This window comes from Brevibacterium album DSM 18261 (assembly GCF_000426445.1).
GTDB classification, from domain to species: domain Bacteria; phylum Actinomycetota; class Actinomycetes; order Actinomycetales; family Brevibacteriaceae; genus Brevibacterium; species Brevibacterium album.
This window is the reverse complement of the sequence record NZ_AUFJ01000013.1, coordinates 94595-120027: the sequence shown is the minus strand read 5'-3', so window position 1 is coordinate 120027 and position 25433 is coordinate 94595. Positions and strand designations below refer to the sequence as shown.

Genomic DNA, 25433 nt, shown 5'->3' with positions numbered 1-25433 from the left:
GAAGCACTCGGTGATGTGGAGGATGCGCTTCATCAGTACGCCCCTTCTGCTCGGACGACAGCGCGGAACGTCCGCGCGAGGATGACGAGGTCGAGCCCCAGGGACCAGTGGTCGACATAGCTCAGATCCAGCCGGATGCTCTCCTCCTGGCCGAGGTCGCTGCGCCCGCTCACCTGCCAGAGGCCGGTCATGCCCGGCCGCACCCGCTGGCGGCGGCGCATGACGGGAGTGAAGCGCTCCGCCTCGTGCGGCAGCGGCGGCCTGGGACCCACCAGCGACATGTCGCCGGCGAGGACGTTGAGCAGCTGCGGCAGCTCGTCGAGGGAGAACCTCCGCAGCCAGGTCCCGATCCGGGTGACGCGGGGGTCGCTGCGCATCTTGAAGAGCAGGCCGTTGCCGTCGGAGGACTCCAGCAGCTCCGGCAGGCGCGCCTCCGCGTCAGGGACCATGGTGCGGAACTTGACCATGCGGAAGAGACGCCCGTGTGCGCCCACCCGCTGCTGCGTGAACAGGACCGGACCCGGGCTGTCCAGCCGCACGAGCAGACCCAGGAGCAGCAGGAGAGGTGCGAGCGCGAGGAGGCCCGCGAGCGCTCCACTCACGTCGAGCATGCGCTTGAGGGCGCGTGCCGGCCCCTCCGGTCGCGGAGGGGCCGTCCCGGCGAGCGCGTGCTCAGAGGTGTCCCGCAGCGCCAGCGCGGTGTCCCGGACGTCCTCAGCGTCAGCGGCTTCGCGCATGCGGGCAGTGCCCTCCCCTCCGGGCCGCGTTATCTGCCGGAGCATCACGAGAGTCCCGCCCAGAGCTGTTCCGTGCGGCCGGCGGCGGACCGCCGCAGCAGTTCGGCCACGGCCTCGACCGCGGGCACGATCTGCCGGGCGGAGCGCTCGTAGGCGGAGGCGCCGCCGCGGTAGGGATCGAGGACATCGGCCTCGGCGGGGTCCGCCGGCGGCGGCAGGGTACCGCGGGTCCGCGCGACGGACTCGACCCCGAGGCGCAGGCCGGCGACGGCATGGAGCCGCGGGTCCGCCACCTCGGGCCCCGTCACTGCGGCCGGAGCCTCCTGAGCGGCGGAGAGCCGGGCGAACTCGCGGAGGGTGAAGATCCTCCGACTCGCGCTCGGCAGCAGTTCGGCCGCCTCCCGGCGATGCTCCCGTGCCAGGCCGAGGACGAGGTCCGCCTCGAGCAGGTCGGTGAGCGTCAGCTGCCGGGCCCGGTGCTCGCGGGCCGTCCGCAGGCCGAGGGCCTCGGCAGTCCGCTGGGCCGGCTCGGTCATGGGGCTGCCGTCGTGTGCGGCGGTCCCCGCGCTGCGGACGCGGACGGGCAGATCGCCGAGACCGCGCCGCAGCAGGAGGGCGGCCAGCGGCGAGCGGCAGATGTTCCCCGTGCAGAGCAGGAGGAGCACGAAGTCGTCCGTGCGGCGGCTACTGCTGTTCGGCGTTCTCATGTTCGATCCATCTCGTCGGTGGCTTCGGTTCTGTCAGGTGCGCGGGCGCGGTGCGCGGGTCCGGTCGGGGCGAATAGTCCCGGTAGCCGTACACGCGCGAGGCGCTGCGCTGGGACATCGACATGACGACGCCCCTGACCCGCGCCCCGGCGGTCTCGAAGGCGCGCAGTCCGTCGCTGAGCGCCCGTCCGCGGGTCGATCCGGCCGCTGCGACGAACAGCACGCCGTCGGCGTTCCTGCCCATCACGGTGGCGTCCGTCGCGAGCAGGACGGGCGGGCAGTCGATGAGCACATAGTCGAAGCGGCGCCGCAGCTCCGCCAAGAGGCCGGCCATGGCCGGGGATTCGAGCAGTTCGCTGGGGTTGGGCGGCACCCGCCCGCTGGGCAGGACGCTGAACTCGCGGCCGCCCCAGCCCTGGAGGACGTCCTCGGGCTCGCATCGGCCTATGAGCACGTCCGTGAGTCCGGCTCCGCCCTCGATGCCCATGTATTCGGCCACACTGGGGCGGCGCAGATCGCCGTCGACGAGCACCACACGCGAGCCGGCCTCGGCGAGTGCGATGCCGAGGTTGCACGCGGTCGTGGACTTCCCCTCGCCCGGGCTGCCGGAGGAGAACGCGAGGACGCTGCCGCCGCCGGACCGGTCGGCGGTGAGGAAGCGGAGGTTGGTGCGCAGGGCGCGGAAGGACTCCGCCCGGGCGCTCGGCTCCCGCGACTGCACCGTGAGCGGGGCGCGCTTCGCCTCCCTGTCATAGGCGATCTCGCCCACGAGCGGAACGGAGGTGACCGCGGCGATGTCGTCGGGGTGGTGGATCCGGGTGTCGAGACTCGCGCGGAGCACCGCCGCACCCACCCCTGCGACGAGGCCGGCCAGCGGACCTGCGGCGAGGAGGACGAGGGTGCCGGGGCCGGAAGGCTCGGCGGGCGGCACCGCCGCCTGCACCGTCGTGAGCTTCACGAGGCCGGCCGCCTCGCCCGCGCGGGCGCCTTCGAGCTCGGACTCGACAACCCGGGTGAGGCTCTCGCCCACGGCGGTCGCGATCCCGGCTGCCTCCCCCGGGTCCGGCCGCGTGACGGTGATCGAGACGAGTGAGGTGTCGTCGTCCGCGTCCGCCTCGACGTCCTCGGCGAGCTCGCGGCCGCTCTCCCGCAGCCCCAGCTCCTCGACCACGGGATCGAGCACGCTGTCGGAGGTCGCGACGCGGACGTAGCTCTCCACGTTCTTGCGGGCGAACTCGGAGCCGCGGACGAGGTCGTCGGTGTTCCGGTAGTCCCCCAGAGCGGAGACGTAGAGCTCGGTGGTCGCCTCGTAGCGGGGCGGCAGAACCAGGACGGCGGCGACGGCGGCAGAGAGGCCGGCCACCACGATGACGATGACCATCGCGAGGTGGCGGCGGACCATGCGCAGGTAGTCGCTGAGGCCGAGCACCCCGGTCTCGTCCCGGCTGTGCCTCCCCTCCGGACGTCTCGCCCGCCATGCGGAGGCCTGCCGCGGACCGGCCTGCGGCCGCAGATCGTCCGGAGGGGAATGGGGCATGGCGTGCGGCTCCTGCTTCTCGTGCTCGCGTCAGCGCTGTGCGACCGGAAGGCGCGGGCGCTGAAGCGCTTGCCCGCTCGGCCCCTGGGGGGGGGGGCTGCAACTTTCGGTTGGGGAAATGTGCGATGAACGCTATAGACGCGGCAGCGGTCGGAGCATCGGTCTCCGTACGTCATCGCTGCGCGGGGCGCACGATTTCCTGCGCAATCTGGGCGCGCCCTCTACGTGAGATCACCTGCATGCCTGAGCGCGACTACGCATTCCTACGCGATCCCGCACGGTGCGGAAGCCCCTCCAACACAGGCGGATTTGGCGCGGGTCACATTCGGAGCTAGCGTATGTGACGTCTGATACATCAGTGAGATATCAACACGACGAGCAGTGGAGCTCTCCAGCCGGAGCCGGCACAGACACCTCGACAGAGAGCTCACCGCCCGGGCAAGGACGTTCATGGCTGAAACATCGCAGACCTGCACGGCCCGGACCGGCACAACAGGGCTGAACACGCGGGAGAAGGCCAGTCCGCTCCGCGTCCTCACCTACGCCGGGGCGATCCTGGCCCTGCTGATCGGGTCCGGCTTCGCGACGGGGCAGGAGATCCTGCAGTACTTCGCCTCCTACGGCTTCTGGGGGATCTTCGGCACGGGCCTGCTGGTGCTCGCGCTCATGGCCTACGTCTGCGTCGAGTTCTTCCGCGCGGGCCAGACCCAGCAGTTCGAACGTCCCACGATGGTCTACCGCCACTTCTGCGGGAAGTACGTGGGCGGCTTCTTCGACTGGTTCTCCATCCTCTTCGTCTTCCTCAGCTTCACCGTCATGGTGTCCGGTGCCGGCGCCGTGTTCGAGGAGCACTACGGCCTGTCCAAGTACGCCGGCGGGATCGGCCTCGCGGTGGTCGTGGGCCTGACCGTCTGGTTCGGCCTGGGCCGCCTCGTGGACATCATCGGGAAGATCGGCCCCGTCATCGTCGTCATCGCGGTGGGCCTGGGCGTCTACGGCATCGCCCAGAACCCCGGCGGGATCGTCGAGGGCAATGCCCTGGTCGCCGAACTGGACGTCACGCACGCGACTCCCCACTGGGCGCTCAACGCGCTGTCCTATGTGGGCTTCTGCATGCTGTGGCTCGCGGCCTTCCTCGCCGCGCTGGGGAAGTCCGCGAAGAGCCGGCGCGAGGTGATCGCCGGCGGCGCAGCGGGCGGCGGCCTGTTCTCCCTCGCCTGCATGGTGGTGGGCCTGGGCCTGCTCGCGAGCATCGCGCAGGTCCACGACGCGCAGATCCCCATGCTCGTCCTCGCCGGCGGCCTGGGGCCCTTCGTCGCAGGGCTCATCTCCGTCATGATCCTCGCCGGGATCTACACGACGGCGGTGCCGCTGCTGTGGACGGTCTCCTCGCGCTTCTTCCCGGACCGCACCCGCCCCTTCAAGCTCCTCACGGTGGCCCTCGCCGCTGCGGGCACCCTCGTGGGGCTCGTCCTGCCCTTCGCAGACATGGTCAAGCTCGTCTACAGCATCAACGGATATGTGGGCATCGCGCTGCTGGTCATCATGATCGCCGGGAGGGTCGTGAGGACCGCACGCGGCGAGCGCATCTGAGCCGCGCTCGCCTGCGGGAGCCGCACGTCCCGCGCGTCGTACGGCGGAACCGTCACTCCGCCACGAATCCCTCGAGCAGGCGCACGAGTTCGAGGCGATCGGCGCAGCGGAAGCGGTGGAGCAGCTGCGCGATCAGCCTCTCGACGGTGCGCGGGGACAGGCCCAGGCGTCCTGCCACAGCCCCCGTCCGCTCGCCGTCGCGCAGCCCCCGCACGATGATGCGATCCCGCTCGCTCAGGTCGAGCTCCTGGGCGAACCGGCTCAGCAGCCAGGAGTACTCCGCGGCCTCGGCCCGTGCGCGGAGCACGAGGCGGAGGAGACGCGCCGAGGGCTCCCCGCCCCCGGCCGTCTCCGCCTGCCAGCGCGCCCCGAGCACCACATGCGCGAGGAAGCGCGAATGCGTGGCGAAGAACGCCTCGGCGGCATCGAGCACGGCGTCCCCGGCCCCGGGGTCTGCGCTCGCAGCCAGCGCGACCGCGAGCGCACGCACCATCCCGGCCCTCTCGTTGTGCACCTGCCAGTCCTCGGCCAGCACAGCGGCGAGTGCACGGGGCGACCCCCCGGGCACCGCGAGCAGGAGCGCCTGCTGCTCCTGCGCGGCATAGCCCGCCTCGCGCGCGGCCCAGGCCACGTCCGTGATGGCCTCGGACACCTCGAGGGTGGGCGGGCCGCTGCCGACGAGCGCGAGCGCCTGCGCGAAGAACCGCAGGTAGGGGATGCCGTGGACGGGACCCAGCTCCCGCAGCTCGGCCCTCGCCCGCTCGCCGCAGGCCGCCTCCGGCCGGTGCGGCAGATAGCTCGCGGCAGCCGCGAGCATCGCCAGGGCCACGGGGCGCAGGCCGAAGGGGTCCGCATCCGCCGTCGCCGCGAGCGCGCCGCGGGCATGGTGCAGACAGCCGAGCATCCTGTCGTCCTGCATCGCGAGCACCGCCGCCGTCAGCTCCTGGACGGAGGCGAGCCCGGGCTGCCAGGGCCTGCGCCGATGCGTGCGATGGACGCTCGTGAGGAACTCGTGCGGATCCCAGCCCATGTGCATCGCGACGATCAGCAGCACCCCGCGCACGGTTCCGGCCAGATGGGGCTGCGCCTGCTCCCGCAGCAGCTCCTCCAGCAGCTCGGCGAGGACGTGGCGGCCGTCGTCGTGCGCACCGCCGAGGCCCAGGCTCGCACCCACCCACAGCCGCGCGAGCGCACTCTCCTCCAGACCCACATCGAGGCTCCTCCGACGCACCGCGGTGAAGGCGTCCTCCCACCGGCCCTCGTGGAGCAGCCCGATGACATCCGCGAGCAGCGTGAGACCGGCCGCCCGGCCGCATGCCAGTCCGAGCCGGAACCGCTCCTCCTCGACCTCAGCCGCCGAGGCCGGGGCCTCGCCCAGCACCGCGGCCGGGTCCTCGCCCAGCACCACGGCCAGGGCGCGCTCCGGGTGGAAGAGCCCGATCTGCCCCACGAGGAGCGCGGCATCATAGGCGGGCCCTCCGGGATCTCCCCCGAGCAGGAATCGACCCGCCGGAGGACCCTGCGGACCAGCGCCAGGGGCCGGCGCTGACTCCTGCGCGGCCGTGCCGATGCTGCCGGCGCCCGATGCCTCCCGTGCCCCCGAGTCGTCAGGAGCCCCCGACCCCTCCCGCGCATTCAGGCCCGCCGGAGTCCCCGGATCCGCCGGGGCGCCCTCCCGCCCGGCCGGCCACAGCTGGTGACTGCTGGCAGCCAGCAGGCGCAGCGCCCGGTCCACCTCCCCCTGCGCCCATGCGAGCTCCGCCCGGAGCACCTGGGCCTCGAGCGCGGCCGGATCGGCCGGTGCCGCCGCTTGCTCCGCCGCCTCGGCCCCCGCCGCTCCCGCCGCCTCGGCCCCTGTCGCCTCACCTGCCCCGCGAGGCAGTGCCGCCTCCATCGCCTCACCCGCCCCGCGAGGCGCCGCCCCGCCCGGCAGCGCCGTGAGCAGCCGCTCCGCGAACAGGTACCAGCCGTGGAAGAGCGCCGTCCGCACGCAGCCGGCGGCGTCCGGGATCGCACTGCCCGCCTCGACGCTCAGCCTCCAGGCGGAGAGCGCAGTCCGGACCGCCCGGTCCTCGGGTGCCGTCGCGAGCCCCTCGCCGAACTCGTACCAGGCCGCCGCGTTCTCCGCCGCCGAGGTCGTCGCGGCCACAGCCCACCGCAGCATCTCCGGCGCCAGCTGCAGCGAGGAGTGCCCGGGCGCGGAATCGTGCCGCCAGGTGAGGATGCCCTGGTCGAGCAGATCGAGCACTGCGCCGGAGCCGGCAGCGGCCTCCACCGGCGCCTCGGGCAGCACCCCGGCGAGGCCCGTGCTCCGGACTGTGAATCGGTGGTCGCCGTCGAAGTGCGCGAGTAGCTGCGGGTACACGGGCCGCAGCGCGGTCCTGAGCCGTCCCTCGTCCCAGGACCAGAGCCAGCCGCCTGCGGTCTCCTCCAGCATCCCGACGGACGCGGCCGAGGCGAGCAGCCGGTCCGCGAGCTCCAGATGCCCGCCGGTGAGATCGTGCACCCGGTCGAGCACCGCGCCGGGGCCGGTGAGCCCCGCCCCGGTGCGCAGCCTGTCCGCGAACGCCTGGGGCCCCAGCGGTGAAACCCGCTGCAGCGCGAGGACGCCCGCACGCACGAGGGCGCGCAGCGGAGGGCAGAGGTCGCGCTCATGGGCCATGAGGACGAACACGCGCAGCGATGTCACGCGCACCGCCCGGGCGAGGAGCGCGGCCGTGGCCTCGTCGAGGGAGGTCGCCGTGCGCACGAGGACTAGAGCGCCCTCCCCGCACAGCTCCTCCCATTCGCGCAGCGCCCGCACCACGGTGCCGGCGGGCCGACCCGCCGCGGTCAGGGCCGCCGCGAGATCGGAGTACGGCTCGGGGCCGCCCCGACCGCCCTCCAGCGTCAGAGCCGCTCCCCCGCTGTGGGCCGCGGTCGCAGCACGCACGCCCTCGTGCCCCCAGAGCCCCGGGAGCACGAGTGCGGCGGCCTGCTCCTCGGACAGGAGCGCACGGGTCCGGGCGGCCGCTTCGCCGAGCATCGCCGGCACCGGCGCTCCGAAGTCCCAGCTGCCGGCGCTCACAGCACGATCTCCGCACGCAGCGCTGTGCGGCTGTGCACATCGAGCTTGCGGTAGAGGTTGCGGATGTGCGTGCCGACGGTCCGCACGGACACGCCCAGCTCCGCGGCGATCTCCGCCGTCGCCGCACCCTCGCTCAGCCTCCGCGCGACCTCCTGCTCCCGCCGGGAGAGCACGGCCATGCGCTCGTTCCGGAACCTCGTGCCCCGGTCGTCCGGGCCGCTCCGCCACGGCGCCGGAGCCACCCGCGGATGGGAGCGGCGGACCTCGGCGCGCGCCCGCTCGTAGGCGGCCCCGTCGCCGGCGGCGGCCGCCCGGGCGAGCGCGAGCCACTCCGGTTCGACCCCGGCCTCCTCCCCGGTCACGGCGAGTCCGGCGGCGGCCTCCTGCGGCAGTGCTGCCGCGCGCCGGATGATCACGGTCCTCACCAGCAGCCGACGCACGAGGACGCCGTACGGGTTGCCCGTGAAGAAGCGGTCCGGGCCGAGCTCCTCCACGGGACCGTGGAGCAGCCGGACGAGTTCGGTCACGAGCCTGACCGCGGGCTCCGCCAGCCCGCTGTCCGCCACCGGGGACCACCTCGTCCTCTCCGAATCGGACGATCCGGCCGGCCCGCCTCTCCCAGGATCCTCCGCCACCCGGCCGAGCGCTTCGACGAGGGCCAGCGTGATGGAGCCCTTGGGAAGATCGGTGCCGTGCTTGGCCCGCAGCACGTCCACCCGCTCGCGCAGCCCGGCCAGCGACTCCCCGCGCACCAGCGCACTGATCGTCTCGTGCGCGGCCATCGGCACGGCCACCAGGAGGCGCACGGCGACGGACTCCCCGGAGAGCCAGTGCTCCGGGCCGGGGTCCGCATCGAAGTCCAGCAGCAGCCGCGCAAGGGTGAGGCGCTCGAGGCACCAGGTCGCGCCCAGGCTCGGCAGAGCGCCCCAGCGCACCTCCGCGAGACCGGCGAGCAGCGCCGCACCCTCCTCGCGCCGGTCCTCCAGCGCCGCCCGGCACAGACCGGCCACTCGCGCGCAGGCCTCGGCGAGTTCGCTGCTGCGCCGACCCATCATACGGTCGCCGAGGCTGACGGGGTGCACGGCGGGCGAGGTCACGGGCACCGCCCCGGTCGCTGTCGGCGGAGCCGCGGGCGCACCGTCCCGCGACTGCTCGCGCGGTTCTCCGGCAGTGCTCCCCGCGGGCCGTTCGCGCGCATCGGAGCCGTGTGCCTCGTTTCCCGGCTCCTCGCCGAGCGCCCTCCGGTGCACCTCCCACAGGAAGGAGTCGAAATCGCGGATCACCTGACTCGCCCGGTACAGCCCGCGGGAGCCCGGCCCCAGGAGCGAGGCGTCCACGCGCGGCCGCGGCGCGAACTCGACCTCCTCGAGTCGGAAGCCCGTGGCGACGAGGAACTGGGCGACCGCCTCGGCCTCGGCGGCGGCGACCGCGTCCCCGGCGGCCTCGGCGCGCTCGGCCGCCCCGCGGAGGGTGCGCAGCGCGCGGCGGGGCCGACCCGCGCTGGCCTCGATGGTGGCCCGCGCGAAGTGGGTGCGCGGTCCGGGCGCGGCGACGGCCCCGAGCAGCGCATAGGCCCGGTGCAGGTTCCCCCGCGCATGGTCGAGGACCGCGCCGCGGCCGAGTTCCTCGGGCTCCACCGCGACGCCCGAGGCCAGCGCCATGAGCGCCGAGCGGTCCGGCACGTCCTCAGCGACCGCACGCCGCCACTCCTCCGTCTGCCGCGGCGCACCCGTCAGCTCGAAGGCGGCCGCGACGACGGGCTGGCGGATGCGCAGAGCCCCTCCTGCGATCTCGCACACCCCGGCCCGCTCCAGACTCACCACGGCAGCGCGGGCGCGCGCATCCGCCATGGCCTCGCGCAGCGGGATCCGTCCCAGCAGGGCGGCGCGCTCGAGCAGGGCCAGTCCCTGCTCGCTCACCAGGTCCTCGTAGCCGCGGCGGAAGCGGGCGGCCCATCTGCGGTCCAGCCAGAGCGGCGGGCGCGCGATGACGGTGCGGCCCTCGATCCCGAAGAGCCACTGCTCTCGCATCCCCACCTGCACGACGGCGTGGAGCAGCCCCAGCAGGCCGCCCGACCTCTGCATGAGGTAGGCGAGCGCATGCGGCGTGGGCGGGAAGCCGGTGCGCTGCTCCACGACCGCGCTCGCGTCCGCAGCCGTCAGCGCGCGCAGGTGCTCGACGAGACCGGAGGGGGAGCCCAGTTCCTCCCGGTAGCGCTGCGGGGGCTCCAGGGCTGCGAGGACGACAGTGTGCGTGCCGCTGCGGACGAGCACGTCCAGGACGCGGAGCGAATCCTCGTCGAGGAGGTCCGCGTGCGAGGCGAAGAGGAGTGGCGGGCGGCTGTCGGAATCGGACCGGACCGTCAGCAGGGCGGCGGCGGCCGAGACCTCCGGACGCTCGTCCAGGACCTCGAAGCGGCGGGTGGGCGAATCCGGGCCGATCCGCCGCGAGACGCACTCCCGCACGGGCACCGGGGCTCCTGCCCCGCCGAGCGCCTGCGCCAGCGCCGGCAGGAGGTGCCGCCGGCCGGCCCCGACGAACCCCGTCATGGCCACGAGTGCGCCGCGGTGCTCACGGCAGTGCGCGGCCAGGCGTGCGACGACTGCGCTCGGGGAGGATCCTCCCGTCCCGCCGCTCGCATCCATGCGCACCTCCGGACTCACACCTCGCACGGGCTCCTCCGCGCGCGTCTCCCAGCGCCGGCTCCTCCGCGCGTTCCGCCGCACGGAGCGGAGGATCCGCGTCGATCCTCCCCCGTGTCCCCATGATAGGGAGGCCGGCGCTGCGGTTCCTCGCTCGTGTCTCAGTCTGCATCGGCTTTCGGAGCTCCCGACGGTGCGGATTGAGACACGAGCGGAGAACGAGACGCCTCAGCCGCGGAAGCCCTCCCCGTCTTCGAGCGCCGGATACTCGCTGCGCGGGTGCTCTCGCACGCAGACGTGCAATTCTCACATCACATCCACCATCAAGTGTGCTCATCTGCCATAGAGGGAGCCGCGTCCCTCACGTACGGTGTGAGGGGCTTCCCGACAGCGGGGTCGGGGGCGAACGCACAGGAGCAGATCGATGACAGTGGAGCCGGGCGACGAGAAGGCAGATGCTGAAGGTGCGGAGACGTTCATCGCGCTGTGGGACCGCGCCGTGCAGGCGCATCCGGACGATGTGTTCCTCGTGTTCCGCGGAGACGGGCGCACAGACCGGAGCTGGACCTACGCGGAGTTCGATGCCGCCGTCGACGGCGCTGCCGGCGCGCTGCGGCAGCGGGGTGTGCGCCGGGGCTCTGCGATCCACCTGTGCCTGGAGAACTCACCGGCCTTCGTCGCGGTGTGGCTGGCGGCTTCGCGGCTGGGAGCCTGGATCGCACCCGTGGATCCGACTACCGGCCTCGGGGAGCTCAGGACGCAGATCGCACGCACCGCGGCCGCCGTCACCGTGACGTCGCGCCTGCGGTCCTCCGAGATCTGCGCAGCGCTGCCCGCCCATCCGGTGATCGCGGTGACAGGCGACGGTTCCGATCTCGCCCCCGGCGCAGCCCTCGCCGGCTCGACCCCGCACGAAGCTTCACGTGCGCGGTGCGAACCCGGAGACCGGCTGGCCGTCATGTTCACCTCCGGCACCACCTCACAGCCCAAAGGCGTCGTCCTCACGCAGGCGAACTACGCATACACCGCTCTGCGCATGTCGCAGGCGGCCGCGCTGCAGCGCGAGCACCGCTGGCTCGTCGTCCTGCCGCTGTTCCACGGCAACGCGCAGTTCTACTGCTTCGCGGCCGCGATCGCGGCCGGCGCCTCCGTCGCCCTGGTCAGCGGTTTCAGCGCCTCCCGGTGGTCCGCGCAGGCGAGGGAGCTGGGAGCGACCCACGCGAGTCTGTTCGCCGCACCGATCCGCATGATCCTGGCGCGCCGCGATCCTGCGGAACCTCCGCTCTCGCTCAGCCTGGTCTGGTTCGCGCAGAACCTCTCAGCGGCTCAGCATGCGGAGTTCGCACAGATCTGCGGCGTGAAGCCGCGGCAGCTGTACGGCATGACCGAGACGACGGCGGTCGTCACTGCACAGCGCCAGGAGCAGGCCGGTCCCGAGACGATCGGCTCGGTGGTCGCAGGCAGGGAGCTCGTCCTCGTCGACCCGGACACGGGCGAGGACACCGAGCCCGGGCCCGGTGTGCTCACCGTGCTCGGCCGCCGCGGGCACGATCTCTTCCTCGAGTACCTGGACGCGCCGGAGATCAATGCACGGGTCTTCTCCGAGCGCGGCGGCAGGGACGCGTTCTCCACCGGCGACCTCGTGCGCCGCCTGGACGACGGCCAGCTGCGGTTCGTGGGGCGGGTGGACGATGTCGTGAAGGTCTCCGGGGAGAACGTGAGCCTCACGGAGGTCGAGGCCGCGCTCGCAGCGGCGCCCGGCGTCCTCGAGGTCGCGGTCGTCGCGGTCCCGGATCCGCTGCGGGATGTGGTTCCGCATGCCTTCGTCGTCGCACGGGACCCTGCCCGGCCGCCCGCGCAGGAAGCCCTCGACGAGTACGCGTCTGCACATCTGCCCAAGGCCGCACGCCCGCGCGCATGGACCCTGGTGGACTCCCTGCCGAGAACCAGCGTGGGAAAGATCCGGCGCTTCGAGCTGAAGCGATGAGCGAACCGTCCGGCGGAGCGTCCGCACTGCTGCGGCTTCTCGCGGGGCACGCCGATTCGACGGATCTGGGCGGGGTCGAGGCGGACCAGGCGGATCGCGACTCGGCGTTCTCCGTGCTCCGTCGCATCAGCGATCTCGAGGATGCGAGGGAATCTCTGCAGGCCCTGGTCGCCACGCTCACCGACGTGAGCTCGTCAACAGATGCGGAGGCGTTGCTCTGGTCAGTGGTCAGCCGCGCCCGGAGGCTGCTGCGTTCCGACTTCGCGTACTTCCTCGCCCTCGGCGTCGACGGCGGCCTCACCATGCACGTCTACGACGGCCTGCTGAGCGATTTGTTCACGCAGGAGGTGATCGCTCCGGGCTTCGGTATCTCCGGTTACATCGCGGACCGACGGCAGCCCACCTGGACGTCCGATTTCCTCACCGACGAGCGCTACCGGCACACGGATCACGGGGACCGCTCCGCACGCTCGGAGGGGATCCGCGCATTGGCCGGTGCGCCCGTCATGGCCGAGGGGCAGGTGATCGGAGTGCTGCTGGCGGGCGAGCGCCACCCCCGGACCTATTCCGCGGGTGATCTCGACCTGCTCATGAGCCTCGCCGGCCACGCCGCAGTGGTCCACAGCCGAAATGCCACGGTCTTCGCCCATGAGAACGCGGCCTCGGCCCGGATCCGCGAGGCCGAGTCGATCGTGAGGCTCCAGTCGAAGCTGCTGGGGCACCTCGTCGACGGCACCGGCGCGGACGAGATGGCGGAGACGCTGTCGCAGGGGATCGGCGGCCGGGTCGTCGTGGAGGACGCCGCGGGCACCGTCGTGGGGACGAGCGCGCCGCAGGGGCCGGACCATGCTCCCGAGGCGCAGGCCGGCGCGCTCTCCGAAGCGGTCGATCTCCGGGTGCGCGAGGAGTCGGTGGGCCGACTGCGATGCGCGGTGCCCTCGGGAAGCTCGGAGCAGAGGATGCTCAGGGAGCTCGCCCCCACCCTTGCGATCCGGCTCGCGCTCGACGCCGGCTCCCGGCGCTATCGCCGGACGGCCGAGTTCGACCAGGTGACCGCCGCGGTCCGCGGGGACACGGACGCGGAGAGCGCAGTGCTCGCAGCCCTGGGGGCGGGAGAGGGAGGCCCTCCGACGGTCTTCTGCATCGAGCTCACGTCGGGGGACCGCCGGACCGCCGCTGCCCTCCTCGCCGATGGGCTGCGGCGGAAGGGTCTCACCGCCGTGGCAGGGGCGTCGGGTGAGAGCGTCGTTCTCCTGGCGGCAGGATCGGCCCCTGTCGACGACCTCGTTCGCGGCCTCGACCGGCCGCGAATGGTGAGGCGATTCGTCCTCAGCCGCGGTGACGAACACTGCCGCTCACACGCGGAGCCGGACGTCGCCGCCCGCACGGACACCGCACTCCGCGCTCTGCAGGCCATGCGCGCGCTGCGCTGGGGACGGCGCTGGGCGGACGCGGACGAGCTCGCGCTCTTCCCGATGGTCATGCGCTCCCTGCCTCCCGGCGAGATCCATGCGTTCGTCCGGGCCCATCTGGGCCCCGTCATCGACTACGACCGCCGCTGCGGAACGGCCCTCGTGGAGACGCTGAGGACACGGCTGAGCAGCAGCTCGAACGCCGCGGGGGCCGGAGCGATGAACGTCCATCTCAACACCCTGAGGCAGCGGCTGGAGCGTGCGCAGGCCCTTCTGACATGCGACTGCGATGACGCCGTCCACCTGCTCGCTCTCAACCTGCATCAGCTCATCGAAGCGTCCGGACTCGAGGAGGAGTCATGAATGTCATCGTCAAGCCCTTCGTGGTGCTCGTGGAGAAGCTCTTCCCCGAGTCCTTCGTCTTCGCCATCGGGCTGTCCGTCCTGGTGTTCCTCGCGTGCATCGGCATGACGGACGCGGGCCCGCTGGAGACCCTCACCGCCTGGGGCGACGGTCTGGCCGGTCTGTTGTCGTTCATGGCCCAGATCGCGCTCACCGTCCTGTGCGCGCACGCCCTCGCCCACACGGGTCCTGTCAGGAAGGCGCTGAGCGCCGTGGGAGGCCTGCCCCGGCGGCAGTGGCAGGCGTACTCCCTCGTGGTCCTGGTCTCCGGTGTCGCGAGTCTGTTCGCCTGGGCCTTCGGCCTGGTCGTGGGGGCGCTGCTGGCACGCCAGGTCGCGATCGAGATGAAGACCCGCGGCGTCCCGGTCCACTACCCGCTCCTCGTCGCCAGCGCCTACGCGGGGTTCGTCATCTGGCACATGGGGTACTCCGGCTCCGCACCGCTGTTCGTCGCCACGGAGGGCAACGCGATGCAGGAGACCATCGGCGGCCTCATCCCGGTGACGGAGACGATCTTCGCTCCGTGGAACATGATCACCGCAGCCGTGACGCTGGCAGCCATCGTCGTGCTCATGCCCCTCATGCGGCCGAAGGAGGGGCGCGACGAGAATGTCGAGATCAGCCAGGACGCGATCGACGACTACGTCTCCTCGCAGAAGGCACTCAAGGAGGAGCTCCGCGACAACCGCGGCGGGCCGCTGGGGGCCGGCACCGGCGAGGCCGCCGCACGTCCGACGATCGCCCAGCGCCTCGACGGGACTCGGCTGCTCGTGCTCATTCCCGGATGCGGTCTGGCGGTCTACCTCATCAGCTACTTCGCCGCCAACGGCCTCGCTCTCAACCTGGACATCGTCAACTGGACGTTCCTCTGCCTCGGGCTGCTGTTCTCCCGCTCGATCCTCGAGTACGTGAAGCTCATCGCCAACGCCTCGCAGAGCGTCGGGCAGCTGCTCGTCCAGTACCCCTTCTACGCCGGCATCATGGGTATGATGGTCGGCACCGGCTTCATCTCCATCGTCTCCGACTGGTTCACGACGATCTCCACCCCCGCGACGCTCGGCTTCTGGGCCTTCATCTCTGCAGGCATCCTCAACATGTTCGTGCCCTCGGGCGGCGGCCAGTGGGCCATCCAGGGACCGATCTTCCTGGAGGCGGCCAAGAACCTGGGCGTTGACCCCTCCCGGGTCGTCATGGGCGTGGCCTACGGGGATCAGTGGACGAACATGGCCCAGCCCTTCTTCGCCGTCCCACTGCTGGCCGTCGCGGGGATCCACGTGCGCAAGATCATGGGATACACGATCATGGTCCTCTTCCTCACGTTCTTCACCTTCGGCGGAGGGATCCTGCTGGCCGGCTCGGGGGCGTAAGAGCGCGGAGCCCTCGATAGGTCACTCGCGGCAGACCTCCGAGCAGCTTCCACGTCGCCCGGCGGGTGGTTCACAGCTCAGTAAATGAGATTCCGTTTGCGATCAGCGGGCGCGGAGGAAAAGCTGAGGCGCATGAACTCAATGACACCTGCGAGAATGACGACGATGCCCGCCGCTCTCGCCGCCACCGCGCTGCTGCTGAGCGCGTGCGGCGAGACCGAGGCCGGGCAACAGGCCCTGAGCGGCGGCGAGGTCGAGGTCGACGAGGCGCTGTACGACTGCGAGCCCGGCCAGGACTCCGTCGATCTGTCCACCCTCGAGCCCGACGAGGACAGGGACGTGACGGTCGGCGTCTTCAACGGCTGGATCGACACGCTCGTGTCCGCCCACCTCGCCGAGCACCTGCTCGAGGAGGAGTACGGCTACAGCGTCACGGTCGAGGCCTATGACCCCGCACCCGGCTTCACGGGCGCGGCCGCCGGCGACATCGACTGGATCGCGAGCTCCCAGCTGCCCAGCACCCACGCCGACTACCTCGCGGAGTACGGCGACAGCCTCGACGTGCAGGGCTGCTGGTACGGAGAGGCGACCAACACCATCGCCGTCACCGAGGACTCTCCCGCACAGTCGCTGGCGGACCTCCAGGAGATGAGCGAGGAGTACGACAGCACCATCGTCGGCATCGAGCCCGGCGCCGGGCACATGCGTGTGACCGCGGACAGCGTCATGCCCGCCTACGGCCTCGACGACTGGGAGCTCACGGAGGCCTCCACCCCCGCCATGCTCGCCGCCGTGCAGCAGGCCGCGGACAGCGGCGAGAACATCGCCGTCACGATGTGGCACCCGCACTGGGCCTACGAGTCCTTCCCGCTGCGCGATCTCGAGGACCCGGAGGGCGCCTTCGGCCCGGCGGAGAAGCTCTTCCCGCTCACCAACAGCGAGTTCGCCGAGTCCCATCCCTTCGTCGCCCAGGTGCTGACGAACATGGCGATGGACGAGGAGCGCACCGCGAGCCTCATGCACCTCATGGCCGCACCGGACGAGTACGACAACGAGAACCCGGAGGAGGCCGTCGCGGAGTGGATCGGGCAGAACCCTGACTTCCTCGAGGAGTGGAAGGCCGGTGAGCTCACCGGCTGAGCCGTTTCGGCCCGGAGCGCTCGGGCCGTACGGCAGCGGCCCCCGCTCGTGCCTCAGCCCGCATCGGCGTCCAGGGCTCCCGGCGATGCGGGCTGAGACACGAGGGGAGATTGAGACGCCTCAGCCGCGGAAGTCCTCCACGTCCTCGAGAGCCGGATACTCGCTGAGCGGGAAGGTGTCCACCTGCGGACTGCGCTGCTGCACGAGCGTGCCGCCGTCCACGGGCACCCGGATGCCCGTGATGTACTCGGCCTCGTCGGAGGCGAGGAAGATCGCCGCTCCCACGAGGTCCTCCGCCTTCCCGCCGCGGCCCAGGGGAACCGTCGCATCGCGGAGTGCGATCGACTCCGGGGTCTCGTCGGGCGAGGTGGCGATGAAGCCCGGCACGATCGTGTTGACCCTGACGCCGTAGGGCGCCAGCTCGATCGCCGCGGCCCGGGTCAGCGCCTCGATGCCGCCCTTCGAGGCGTCATAGGGCACCATGCCCCGGTGCGCCCGGGTGGCGCCGCCGCTCGAGAAGTTGACGACCGCACCCCCGCCGCGCTTGGCCATGATCCGCGCGGCGCGGGAGAGGAACAGCCAGTGACCGCGCAGGTTCGTGCGGATGACGGTGTCCCACCAGTCGTCGTCCACGTCGAAGAAGTGGCGCACGCCGGAGGTGACGCCCGCGTTGTTGACCAGCACGTCCACCGTGCCGAACTCCTCGAGCACACGTGCGAACACCGCGTCCACGGCCTCCGCATCGCCCACATCGGCGCCCAGTCCGAGCGCCCGGCCGCCCGCGGCGGCGATCTCATCGGCCACCGTCTTCGCGCCCTCCTCGTTGAGATCGACGACCACGACCGTCGCTCCCTCGCGCGCATAGCCGAGTGCGATCGCCCGCCCGATCCCGCGCGCGGCCCCGGTGACGATCGCCACTCGATCCGTCAGCCGCCCGAGGCCGGAGTGCTCACGCCCCCGCGCCTCGGCATCCTGCCCCAGTGCATCCGCCATCGTCGGCCCCTCTCATTCGCCTCGCCGCGTGCGCAGCCCCGCGCACGTTCGTCCGACGATCCCACACTATGCGCACGGTGCAAGTGCCGGCCTCGGAGAGGTTCTGACGCTCCGGGCACCCTGCAGGATGTCCGGAGCGTCAAAACCTCCCGGACGACGGAAACGGAAGCCGCACGCGCAAGCTCCCCCAGGGCAGCAGGAAAGGGGGCCGAAAGGAGGGTCACATATGCGCGAAGGCCACCTCGCCGGCCACCACCGTCATCTGCACCTGCGCGTCACGCACCGCGAGCGCGTGCTCGAACAGCGCCGCCTCCGAGGCGTACTCGCCCGTGACCCCGCTGCCGCCGTCCGCGTGCAGCGGATCGACGTCCACCGCGATGAAGTCCGCGGCCTGCCCCGGCACGAGCGCACCCGTGCGGCCCTCCAGCCCGGCCGCGTACGCCGCCCCGCTCGTGTGCGCGGCGACGGCGTCCCAGGCGGGGATGCGCCGCTCGGCCTGGAACGTCGTCGCGGGGTCGCCGGAGATGTCCGCCCTCGTCATCGCGGCGTAGATCGCGGCGAAGGGATCGGTGGGCTCCACCGGACCATCGGAGCCGAAGGCCAGCGGCACACCCGCGGCCAGCAGGTCCTTCCACGCGTACGCGGCCAGGCGCGGGTCCGGCCTGAGCGTCTCGAGCAGATGCAGATCGGAGATGCAGTGCCGCGGCTGCATGGAGGCCACGATCCCCAGCTCCGCGAAGCGCGCGACCTCCTCCGGACGCACGAACTGCGCGTGCTCCACCCGATGGCGCAGACTCCGCCCGTGCCGCAGCCGGGCCTCGCGCCAGGCCTCCTCGGTCCGGGCGAAGGCGGCGAGCACATGGTGGTTGGCACGGTCGCCGATCGCATGGACCGCCGCGCTGATCCCTGCCGCCGCGGCGGTCTCCAGCTGCTCCACGAGCATGTCCTCGCTCGCGATGGGCAGCCCGTAGTTGGGCAGGTGGTCCTCCCCCGGATGCGCGGGGAAGGGGTCCGTCATGTGCGAGGTCTGCGAGCCCAGCGCCCCGTCGGAGAACAGCTTGAGCCCGCCGCGCACGAACCAGCCGTCCGCGTCCGGCGCCCCCGGCTGCCGCACGCGGTCCCCCGAGCGTCCCAGCTGGTCACCGGTCCGCCAGCCGCTCTCCCGCGCATGGTCCAGCTCCTCGAGCCGCAGGTACTTGACCACCCGCATGAGCTGCCGGTCCTCCGCGCGCAGCGCCTCCCACGTCTCCTGCGAGGCCGCGCCGTCGATGTCGTGCAGTCCCGTGAGCCCCTCCGCGAGCCAGCGGTTCTGGGCGGTGAGGAGGTTCTGCCTCCGCTGGTCGAGCGACAGCGCGGGCATCCGCCGCTCGGCGATCGTCGCGGCGTCCTCGCGCAGGATGCCGGTCGCCCGCCCGGAGCCGTCCCGCACGATCTCCCCGCCCACGGGATCGGGGGTCTCATCGTCGATCCCCACCGCCGCGAGCGCCGCGCCGTTGAGCCAGAGCGTGTGGTAGTCGATCGACCACAGCGCCACCGGCCGCTCCGGCACCGCCTCGTCCAGCAGCCTGCGGTCCGGCTGGTACGCCCCGCCGAGGTCCCACGTGTTCGAGTCCCAGCGGCCGCCGGTCACCCACTGGCCCGCGGGCAGCGTGCGGGCGTGCGCCGCCACCGTGTCCACGGCGGCGCGGAGGCTGCGCACCTGCCGCAGGTCGACCTCGGCGATGGTGTTGGCGGTGGAGATCGCGTGCAGGTGCGCGTCGGTGAAGCCCGGCAGGATCACGCGGCCGCCCAGGTCCACCTCCTCGGCCAGCCGCACCCCGGCCATGTCGCGGAGCTCATCGCGGGTGCCGGTCGCAACGACCGTGCCGCCCGCGGTGAGGATCGCGTCCGCGCCCGAGGCGGGGTGCGGGTGGGCTGCCGCCCGCCCGCCGGCCGCGGCCTCGGCGAAGGTGTGGACGCGCCCTCCCGAGAAGAGGCGCAGCTGGTCCGGGGACGGGGAGTCAGTGGTCATGCACTCATGCAACCACACGCCCGCGCACGCACCTTTCCCAATTAGCCAACGAAGACTTTGCTTATTGGAAAACCCTGTGCAATCATTTAGCTGAGCCTTAGCTCACTCGCAGCTCCGTGCAGTCCGCCCCCGGGTGCGGCCGCGGCGCGCAGCGGAGCAGGGCCCCACCAGCGAACCCACGAGGACACACGTCCTCACGAGTCCTAGGAGCAGCACGCTCATGATCAGACGGCACCGCCGCCTCCCCGTCTTCCTCGCCTCCGCCGCCGCTCTCACCCTGGGCCTCACCGCCTGCGGCAGCGCCTCTGCGGACGAGGAGGACAGTGCCGCCGGCTCCGGCGAGACCGCGAGCACCGTCACCGTCGAGTCCAACGGCGGCCCCGTCGAGGTCACGACTCCCCCGGAGAGCGTCGTGGCGCTGGACAACACGACCTTCCGCCTCCTCGACACCATGGGCGTGGAGCTCTCCGCCGGCGCCGTCTCCCTCATGCCGGACGATCTCTCCTACCAGGACGCGGGCATCCCCGATGTGGGCAGCCACCGCGAGCCCGACCTCGAGCAGATCGTCGCGGCGGAGCCGGACCTCGTGATCGGCGGCTACCGCTTCAGCGACTACGAGGGGGACATCAAGTCGCTGGCCCCGGATGCCGCCTACATCGACATCACGGCGCGCGACGGCGAGGACTTCTCCGAGGAGCTCAAGCGCCAGGCCACCGTGCTGGGCGAGATCTTCGACAAGGAGGACGAGGCCGCGCAGATCGTCGCCGACTACGACGAGTCGGTGGAGCGCGTGAAGGCCGCCTACGATCCGGAGCAGTCCGTCATGGGCGTCATCACCTCCGGCGGCGACATCAACTACTCGGCGCCCGGCGTGGGCCGCACCCTCGGGCCGGTCTTCGACGCGCTCGAGCTGACCCCCTCACTCGAGGTCGACGACTCCTCCACCGACCACCAGGGCGACGACATCTCCGTCGAGGCCATCGCGGATTCGAACCCCGACTGGATCCTCGTCATGGACCGCGACGCAGGCGTGAACGGCGGCGAGGACGGCGAGGAGTACACGCCGGCCAACGAGCTCATCGCGGACTCCGCCGCGCTGCAGAACGTCTCGGCGGTCCAGGAGGACCACATCGTCTACATGCCCCAGTTCACCTACGTGGACGAGGGCATCCAGAACTACACCGAGTTCTTCAACTCCGTCGCGGACGCGATGGAGGCGAGCAGCTGATCTCCGCCTGCCCCGCGGGGGACCGTCCAGGTGACGCCTCCTCCGCAGCAGACTCCCTCCGGGGAGGCGAAGCGGACTCTGTGCCTACTGCCCTGAGCAGCACCGGCGCGGGGTCCGCCTCGCGGCGTCTCTGAGCCCATGCGAATCCCAGCCACCGCCCCCGCCCCCGGCGGCTCGCCGAGCAGCACCGCACGCGTGCGCCCGCGCCGCCTGTTCACCTGGCCCATGCTGATCGGCGCGCTCGTCACCCTCGGACTGGTGACCGCCTCGCTGTTCGTGGGCGTCTACGACGTGTTCGGCGCTCCTGACGGCGCCGCCATGTTCGCCATCACCCGCATCCCCCGCACCGCGGCCCTCGTGCTCGCAGGAGCGGCGATGGCGATGTGCGGCCTCGTCATGCAGATGATCACCCAGAACCGCTTCGTGGAGCCCACGACCACCGGCACCACCGAATGGGCGGGCCTGGGCCTGCTCCTCGTCATGGTCCTGTTCCCTCAGGCCGGGATCGCCGCGAAGATGATCGCGGCCATCATCGCGGCGTTCATCGGCACCATGATCTTCTTCGCGTTCCTGCAGCGGGTCACCCTGAAGTCCTCCGTGATCGTGCCGATCGTCGGCATCATGCTGGGCTCCGTGGTCGGCGCGGTGTCCACCTTCATCGCGCTCTCGACGGACATGCTGCAGAGCCTCGGCATCTGGTTCGCCGGCTCCTTCACCTCCGTCATCAAGGGCCAGTACGAGCCCATGTGGGTGGTGCTCCTCGTCGTGCTCGCCGTCTTCGTCACCGCCGACCGGTTCACCGCCGCCGGCCTCGGCGAGGAGTTCGCGACCAACATCGGCCTCGACTACCGGAAGGTGGTGCTGCTGGGCAACGGCCTCATCGCGGTCGCCACCGGCATCGTCACGGTGGTGGTGGGCGCGCTGCCGTTCCTCGGACTGATCGTGCCCAACATCGTCTCGATGGTCCGCGGCGACGACCTCCGCTCCAACCTCCCGTGGGTCGCCATGACCGGCATCTGCATCGTCACCGTGTGCGATCTGCTGGGGCGGACCATCATCATGCCGTTCGAGGTGCCGGTCTCGCTCATCCTCGGCGTCGTCGGCGCCATCGTGTTCATCGCCCTCATCGCCAGGAGGCGCTGAATGGAACGGGAAACGCAGTCGGCACGGACAGCCGCCGAGGCGCGGGCGGCTGAGGCGCAGTCACCCGAGGCGCCTGCCGGGACGGCCCCGAGCGGGACGGTGCGGGCGACCGGCGCCTCGGCGACGGACGTACCGGAAGCCGTCGTCCACCGGCCGGTGGACGGAAGACCGGGAGGCGCCTCGGCGACGGGGCCTGCGCGGGCGGCCTCGGCACGGGCGGCGAACATGAGCGCCCCCGGCCCCTCCGCCCGCCGCCGCACCCCGCCGGTCACCTCGACCTGGCGGCCGGCGGGACGGCAGTCCGGGCCCATGCCCTCGGCCCCCGCCCGCCGCCGGTACTGGATCATCCTCGGTGTGCTGATCCTCGCGGCGCTGGGCTTCGCCTTCGGCAGCATCGCGTACGGCAACCCCATGCCGGTGGGCTCACGGGGCTTCTGGCTGATCGGCCAGATGCGGGCGACCAACCTCGTGGTGGTGCTCGTGGTCGCGTTCTGCCAGGCGATCGCGACGGTGGCCTTCCAGACGGTGACGAACAACCGCATCCTCACCCCCTCGATCATGGGCTTCGAGTCGCTCTACACCCTGGTGCAGACGGCCGCGGTGTTCTTCCTCGGGATGGGCGGGGTGGTCGCCGTCACGGGGCTGTGGCAGTTCATGCTGCAGATCGGGCTCATGGTGGGCTTCGCCGCCGCGCTCTACGGCTGGCTGCTGACCGGGCGGCGCGGGAACCTGCAGGTCACCCTGCTGGTGGGCATCGTCATGGGCGGCGGGCTCGGAGCGGCCTCGACCTTCATGCAGCGCCTCCTGACCCCCAGCGAGTTCGACATCCTCACAGCGCGGCTCATCGGCTCGATCGCGAACGCCGACACGCAGTACCTGTGGGTCTCCATCCCGCTCGCAGCGGCGGCCGGCGGCCTCCTGTGGGCCCGCTCCAGCCGGCTCAATGTCCTGGCTCTGGGCCGGGAGACCGCGATCAACCTGGGGATCGACCACCGCAGACAGACCATCGTGGTCCTCCTGCTGGTGGCCGTCCTGATGGCGGTCTCCACCGCGCTCGTCGGGCCCATGACGTTCCTGGGCTTCCTCGTGGCGATGATCGCCTACCAGCTCGCCGACACCTACGACCACCGCTACATCTTCCCGATGGCGTGGCTGACCGGCTTCGTGGTGCTGGCCGGCGCGCACTTCGTGCTCAAGCACCTGTTCTACGCCGAGGGCGCGGTCGGGATCATCATCGAGATCGTCGGCGGTTCGTTCTTCCTCTTCTACATCCTCAGAAAGGGACGTCTGTGATCACCCTGAGCACCGTCACCAGGCGGTACGCCTCCGATGTGGCCATCGGCCCCGTCGACCTCGACATCCCTGCCGGCGGCATCACGGCCCTGGTGGGGCCCAACGGCGCCGGCAAGTCCACGCTGCTGACCATGATCGGGCGGCTCATGGGCATGGACGAGGGACGGATCGAGATCGCCGGGATGGACGTGAGCACCACGCCGTCGAAGGACCTCGCGAAGATCGTGTCCATCCTGCGGCAGGAGAACCACTTCGTCGCCCGGCTCACGGTGCGCCAGCTCGTGGGCTTCGGCCGGTTCCCCTATTCGCAGGGCAGGCTCACCCGGACGGACGAGGAGATCATCAGCCGCTCCATCGACTTCCTCGACCTCACCGAGCTCGAGTCGCGGTACCTCGACGAGCTCTCCGGCGGCCAGCGCCAGCGCGCCTATGTCGCGATGATCCTCGCGCAGGACACCGAGTACGTGCTGCTGGACGAGCCCATGAACAATCTCGACATGCAGCACTCGGTGCAGATGATGAAGCACCTGAGCGAGGCGGCGGCGGAGCTGGGCCGGACCATCGTCATCGTCCTGCACGACATCAACTTCGCCAGCCACTACGCGGACCGCATCTGCGCGCTCAAGGACGGGCGGATCGTGCGGTTCGGCACGCCGGAGGAGATCATGGTCCCGGAGATCCTCACGGACATCTTCAACACGCCCATCGACGTGGTGGACGGCCCGCGGGGCAGGCTCGCCTGCTTCTACTGAGGCTGCTGGGTCGCGGCCCCGCGGCGCTGCTCCGCGACCCCGACGGTTTTCGTCTGCCGTGCGAACGCGATTCGCGCGAATCCGCGTTCGCACGGCAGACGAAGGCGTCCTCAACTCTGCTCAGCCGTGAGCGAGGAGGAACTCGAACCTCTCCCGTGTGTCCGCGACGACCGTGAGTTCGGGCGCGCCGATGTCCGCGACGCCGGTCGTCCTGCCCGCCTGCGCCGCGCCGACGCCGCTGTCACCCGTTCCCACGTGCACCGCACCGCTGTCCGGTGCGGCTGCTGCGGCCGCGCCCATCGGGACCTCTCCCGCCGAGGCGGTGGGCGCACCGGTGTGCACCACGGGTGCGAACGCGTCCCGACGGCGCCGCACGTACCGGCCCGCGCTCTGCGCGATGTAGGCGCCTCCCGCGAAGTCGTAGACGCCCAGGCCCCGCTCGTAGTAGGCGTTCACGCGCCCCTCGGCTGCCATGCAGAGATCGAGCGCCGCGGAGCCGCAGCGTCTGATGTCGTCGAACTCCTCCATGACCAGGGCCAGGGAGGCGAGCTGCTGAGCCCGCCGCTCGGGCGCGTAGCCGAATCCCGTCGCAACCACACGACCGCTCGTGGGCGCCGAAGCTCCTGTGAGCGGGCGAGCCTCGACGTCCGGGTCGGTGAGGGCCGCGAGCGGCGCAGTCCACGCACGCCCCTCCCGTGCGAACCAGATGCGGCCGAGGGCGGGGGCCGCGACGAGCCCGGCGGTCCAGCCCGCATCGGCGTCCGCGGTCACGGGCTCATCCGCGCTGCCTGCGCGGTCCGCATCGCCGCTCTCGTGCGTCCCGGGCAGCACGCGCACGCCCACCGAGAAGCAGTAGTGCTCGATCCCGCGGACGAAGTTCACGGTGCCGTCGATGGGATCCACATGCCATTCGAACCGGCCGGAGGACTCGAGGTCGTCCGCAGGCCCGGAACCTCCGCCGTGCAGGAGTTCGCGGATCTCAGCCCCCGCAGCGTGCTCGTCGAGCGACAGGGAGGCGGAGTTCTCCTCCCCCACCATGACGTCCCCGGGTCGCAGGTCCAGCAGACGGCCCCTGACCAGCGCTTCGATCTCTGCATCGGCGACGGTGACGAGGTTGTTCCGGCCGTCCTTGGAGTCCACGCTCCCGGCACCGAGCGCATGCGCCCAGTGCTCCATGCGGTGCACCGCGATGACGGCGGCCTCGCGAGCGGCGGACAGCAGCGGATCGGTGCGCAGCAGAACGCTTCCGCACGGAAGGGCCCCGGAGATCTCGCCGAGGGGGGAGGCCGCCTCGCCCCCAGCGGAGTGCGTGCGTGCGGACAGCGGGCCCGAAGGGAGGAAGTCAGATGTGCTCACGCCGCGATTCTCTCATCGCGAGGGGATCCTGCGGCTGCCGGAACCGCATTCGACAGACCTCGCAGG

At 71.7% G+C, this 25433-nt stretch carries 17 protein-coding genes; 9 read left to right on the top strand and 8 right to left on the bottom strand.

The genetic code is table 11. The annotated features are described in order from the left end of the window. Positions 1-32: 32 nt before the first annotated feature. The 3 genes from K318_RS21165 to K318_RS21155 are packed head-to-tail and all read right to left on the bottom strand — an operon-like array spanning position 33 to position 2981. Positions 33-737 carry a sugar transferase gene (locus K318_RS21165; protein WP_051297880.1) on the bottom strand — a complete coding sequence of 235 codons (705 nt, stop codon included), beginning with the start codon at positions 735-737 and terminating at the stop codon, positions 33-35. A 44-nt stretch (positions 738-781) separates the two neighbouring features. After that, a complete protein-coding gene (locus tag K318_RS21160) occupies positions 782-1444 on the bottom strand; it encodes an arsenate reductase/protein-tyrosine-phosphatase family protein (RefSeq protein WP_084500055.1) in 663 nt (220 codons plus the stop codon). Next, a complete protein-coding gene (locus K318_RS21155) occupies positions 1422-2981 on the bottom strand; it encodes a tyrosine-protein kinase domain-containing protein (RefSeq protein ID WP_051297878.1) in 1560 nt (519 codons plus the stop codon). Before K318_RS21155 ends, K318_RS21160 begins: the two co-directional genes overlap by 23 nt. 450 nt (positions 2982-3431) lie before the next feature. On the opposite strand from K318_RS21155, the gene K318_RS0110860 reads away from it, so the two are divergent. Further along, complete coding sequence (locus K318_RS0110860; protein WP_051297877.1) at positions 3432-4574, top strand: YkvI family membrane protein; 1143 nt, start codon at positions 3432-3434, stop codon at positions 4572-4574. 52 nt (positions 4575-4626) lie between these two features. Here the strand turns inward: K318_RS0110860 and K318_RS21150 are convergent, their stop codons facing one another. Next, positions 4627-7641 (bottom strand): LuxR C-terminal-related transcriptional regulator, encoded by a 3015-nt coding sequence (locus K318_RS21150; RefSeq protein ID WP_051297876.1) that lies wholly within the window; start codon positions 7639-7641, stop codon positions 4627-4629. Beyond that, entirely contained in the window at positions 7638-10286 is a 2649-nt protein-coding gene (locus K318_RS23750; RefSeq protein ID WP_156913931.1) for a helix-turn-helix transcriptional regulator, read from the bottom strand. The genes K318_RS21150 and K318_RS23750 overlap by 4 nt, the downstream gene beginning before the upstream one ends. Before the next feature lie 421 nt (positions 10287-10707). Between K318_RS23750 and K318_RS0110850 the strand changes: the two genes are divergently transcribed. The 4 genes from K318_RS0110850 (at position 10708) to K318_RS0110835 (ending at position 16591) form a co-directional block, all read left to right on the top strand. Then, the gene (locus K318_RS0110850) at positions 10708-12270 is read left to right on the top strand and encodes a class I adenylate-forming enzyme family protein (RefSeq protein WP_051297874.1); all 1563 of its coding nucleotides are present in this window, start codon (positions 10708-10710) and stop codon (positions 12268-12270) included. Then, a complete protein-coding gene (locus K318_RS0110845) occupies positions 12267-14045 on the top strand; it encodes a helix-turn-helix domain-containing protein (RefSeq protein ID WP_029089506.1) in 1779 nt (592 codons plus the stop codon). The genes K318_RS0110850 and K318_RS0110845 overlap by 4 nt, the downstream gene beginning before the upstream one ends. Further along, complete coding sequence (locus K318_RS0110840) at positions 14042-15451, top strand: short-chain fatty acid transporter (RefSeq protein ID WP_029089505.1); 1410 nt, start codon at positions 14042-14044, stop codon at positions 15449-15451. The genes K318_RS0110845 and K318_RS0110840 overlap by 4 nt, the downstream gene beginning before the upstream one ends. A 165-nt stretch (positions 15452-15616) precedes the next feature. Next, the gene (locus K318_RS0110835) at positions 15617-16591 is read left to right on the top strand and encodes a glycine betaine ABC transporter substrate-binding protein (RefSeq protein ID WP_245579865.1); all 975 of its coding nucleotides are present in this window, start codon (positions 15617-15619) and stop codon (positions 16589-16591) included. A 120-nt stretch (positions 16592-16711) separates the two neighbouring features. On the opposite strand, the gene K318_RS0110830 is transcribed toward K318_RS0110835, so the two are convergent. Continuing rightward, positions 16712-17584, bottom strand: a complete 873-nt coding sequence (locus K318_RS0110830; RefSeq protein WP_084500052.1) for an SDR family NAD(P)-dependent oxidoreductase — start codon at positions 17582-17584, stop codon at positions 16712-16714. Positions 17585-17804: 220 nt separating this feature from the next. Then, a complete protein-coding gene (locus K318_RS0110825; RefSeq protein ID WP_029089502.1) occupies positions 17805-19595 on the bottom strand; it encodes an amidohydrolase in 1791 nt (596 codons plus the stop codon). Positions 19596-19815: 220 nt separating this feature from the next. Between K318_RS0110825 and K318_RS0110820 the strand changes: the two genes are divergently transcribed. From K318_RS0110820 to K318_RS0110805, 4 genes are all read left to right on the top strand, one after another. Beyond that, positions 19816-20823 (top strand): siderophore ABC transporter substrate-binding protein, encoded by a 1008-nt coding sequence (locus K318_RS0110820; RefSeq protein ID WP_029089501.1) that lies wholly within the window; start codon positions 19816-19818, stop codon positions 20821-20823. Positions 20824-20961: 138 nt separating this feature from the next. Next, positions 20962-21966, top strand: a complete 1005-nt coding sequence (locus K318_RS0110815; RefSeq protein ID WP_084500051.1) for an ABC transporter permease — start codon at positions 20962-20964, stop codon at positions 21964-21966. Next, on the top strand, positions 21967-23259 hold the full coding sequence (locus K318_RS0110810; RefSeq protein WP_425393441.1) for an iron chelate uptake ABC transporter family permease subunit: 1293 nt from the start codon (positions 21967-21969) through the stop codon (positions 23257-23259). After that, entirely contained in the window at positions 23256-24011 is a 756-nt protein-coding gene (locus K318_RS0110805) for an iron ABC transporter ATP-binding protein (RefSeq protein WP_029089498.1), read from the top strand. Before K318_RS0110810 ends, K318_RS0110805 begins: the two co-directional genes overlap by 4 nt. Before the next feature lie 120 nt (positions 24012-24131). Here the strand turns inward: K318_RS0110805 and K318_RS21145 are convergent, their stop codons facing one another. Next, complete coding sequence (locus K318_RS21145) at positions 24132-25367, bottom strand: inositol monophosphatase family protein (RefSeq protein WP_051297873.1); 1236 nt, start codon at positions 25365-25367, stop codon at positions 24132-24134. Positions 25368-25433: the final 66 nt, after the last annotated feature.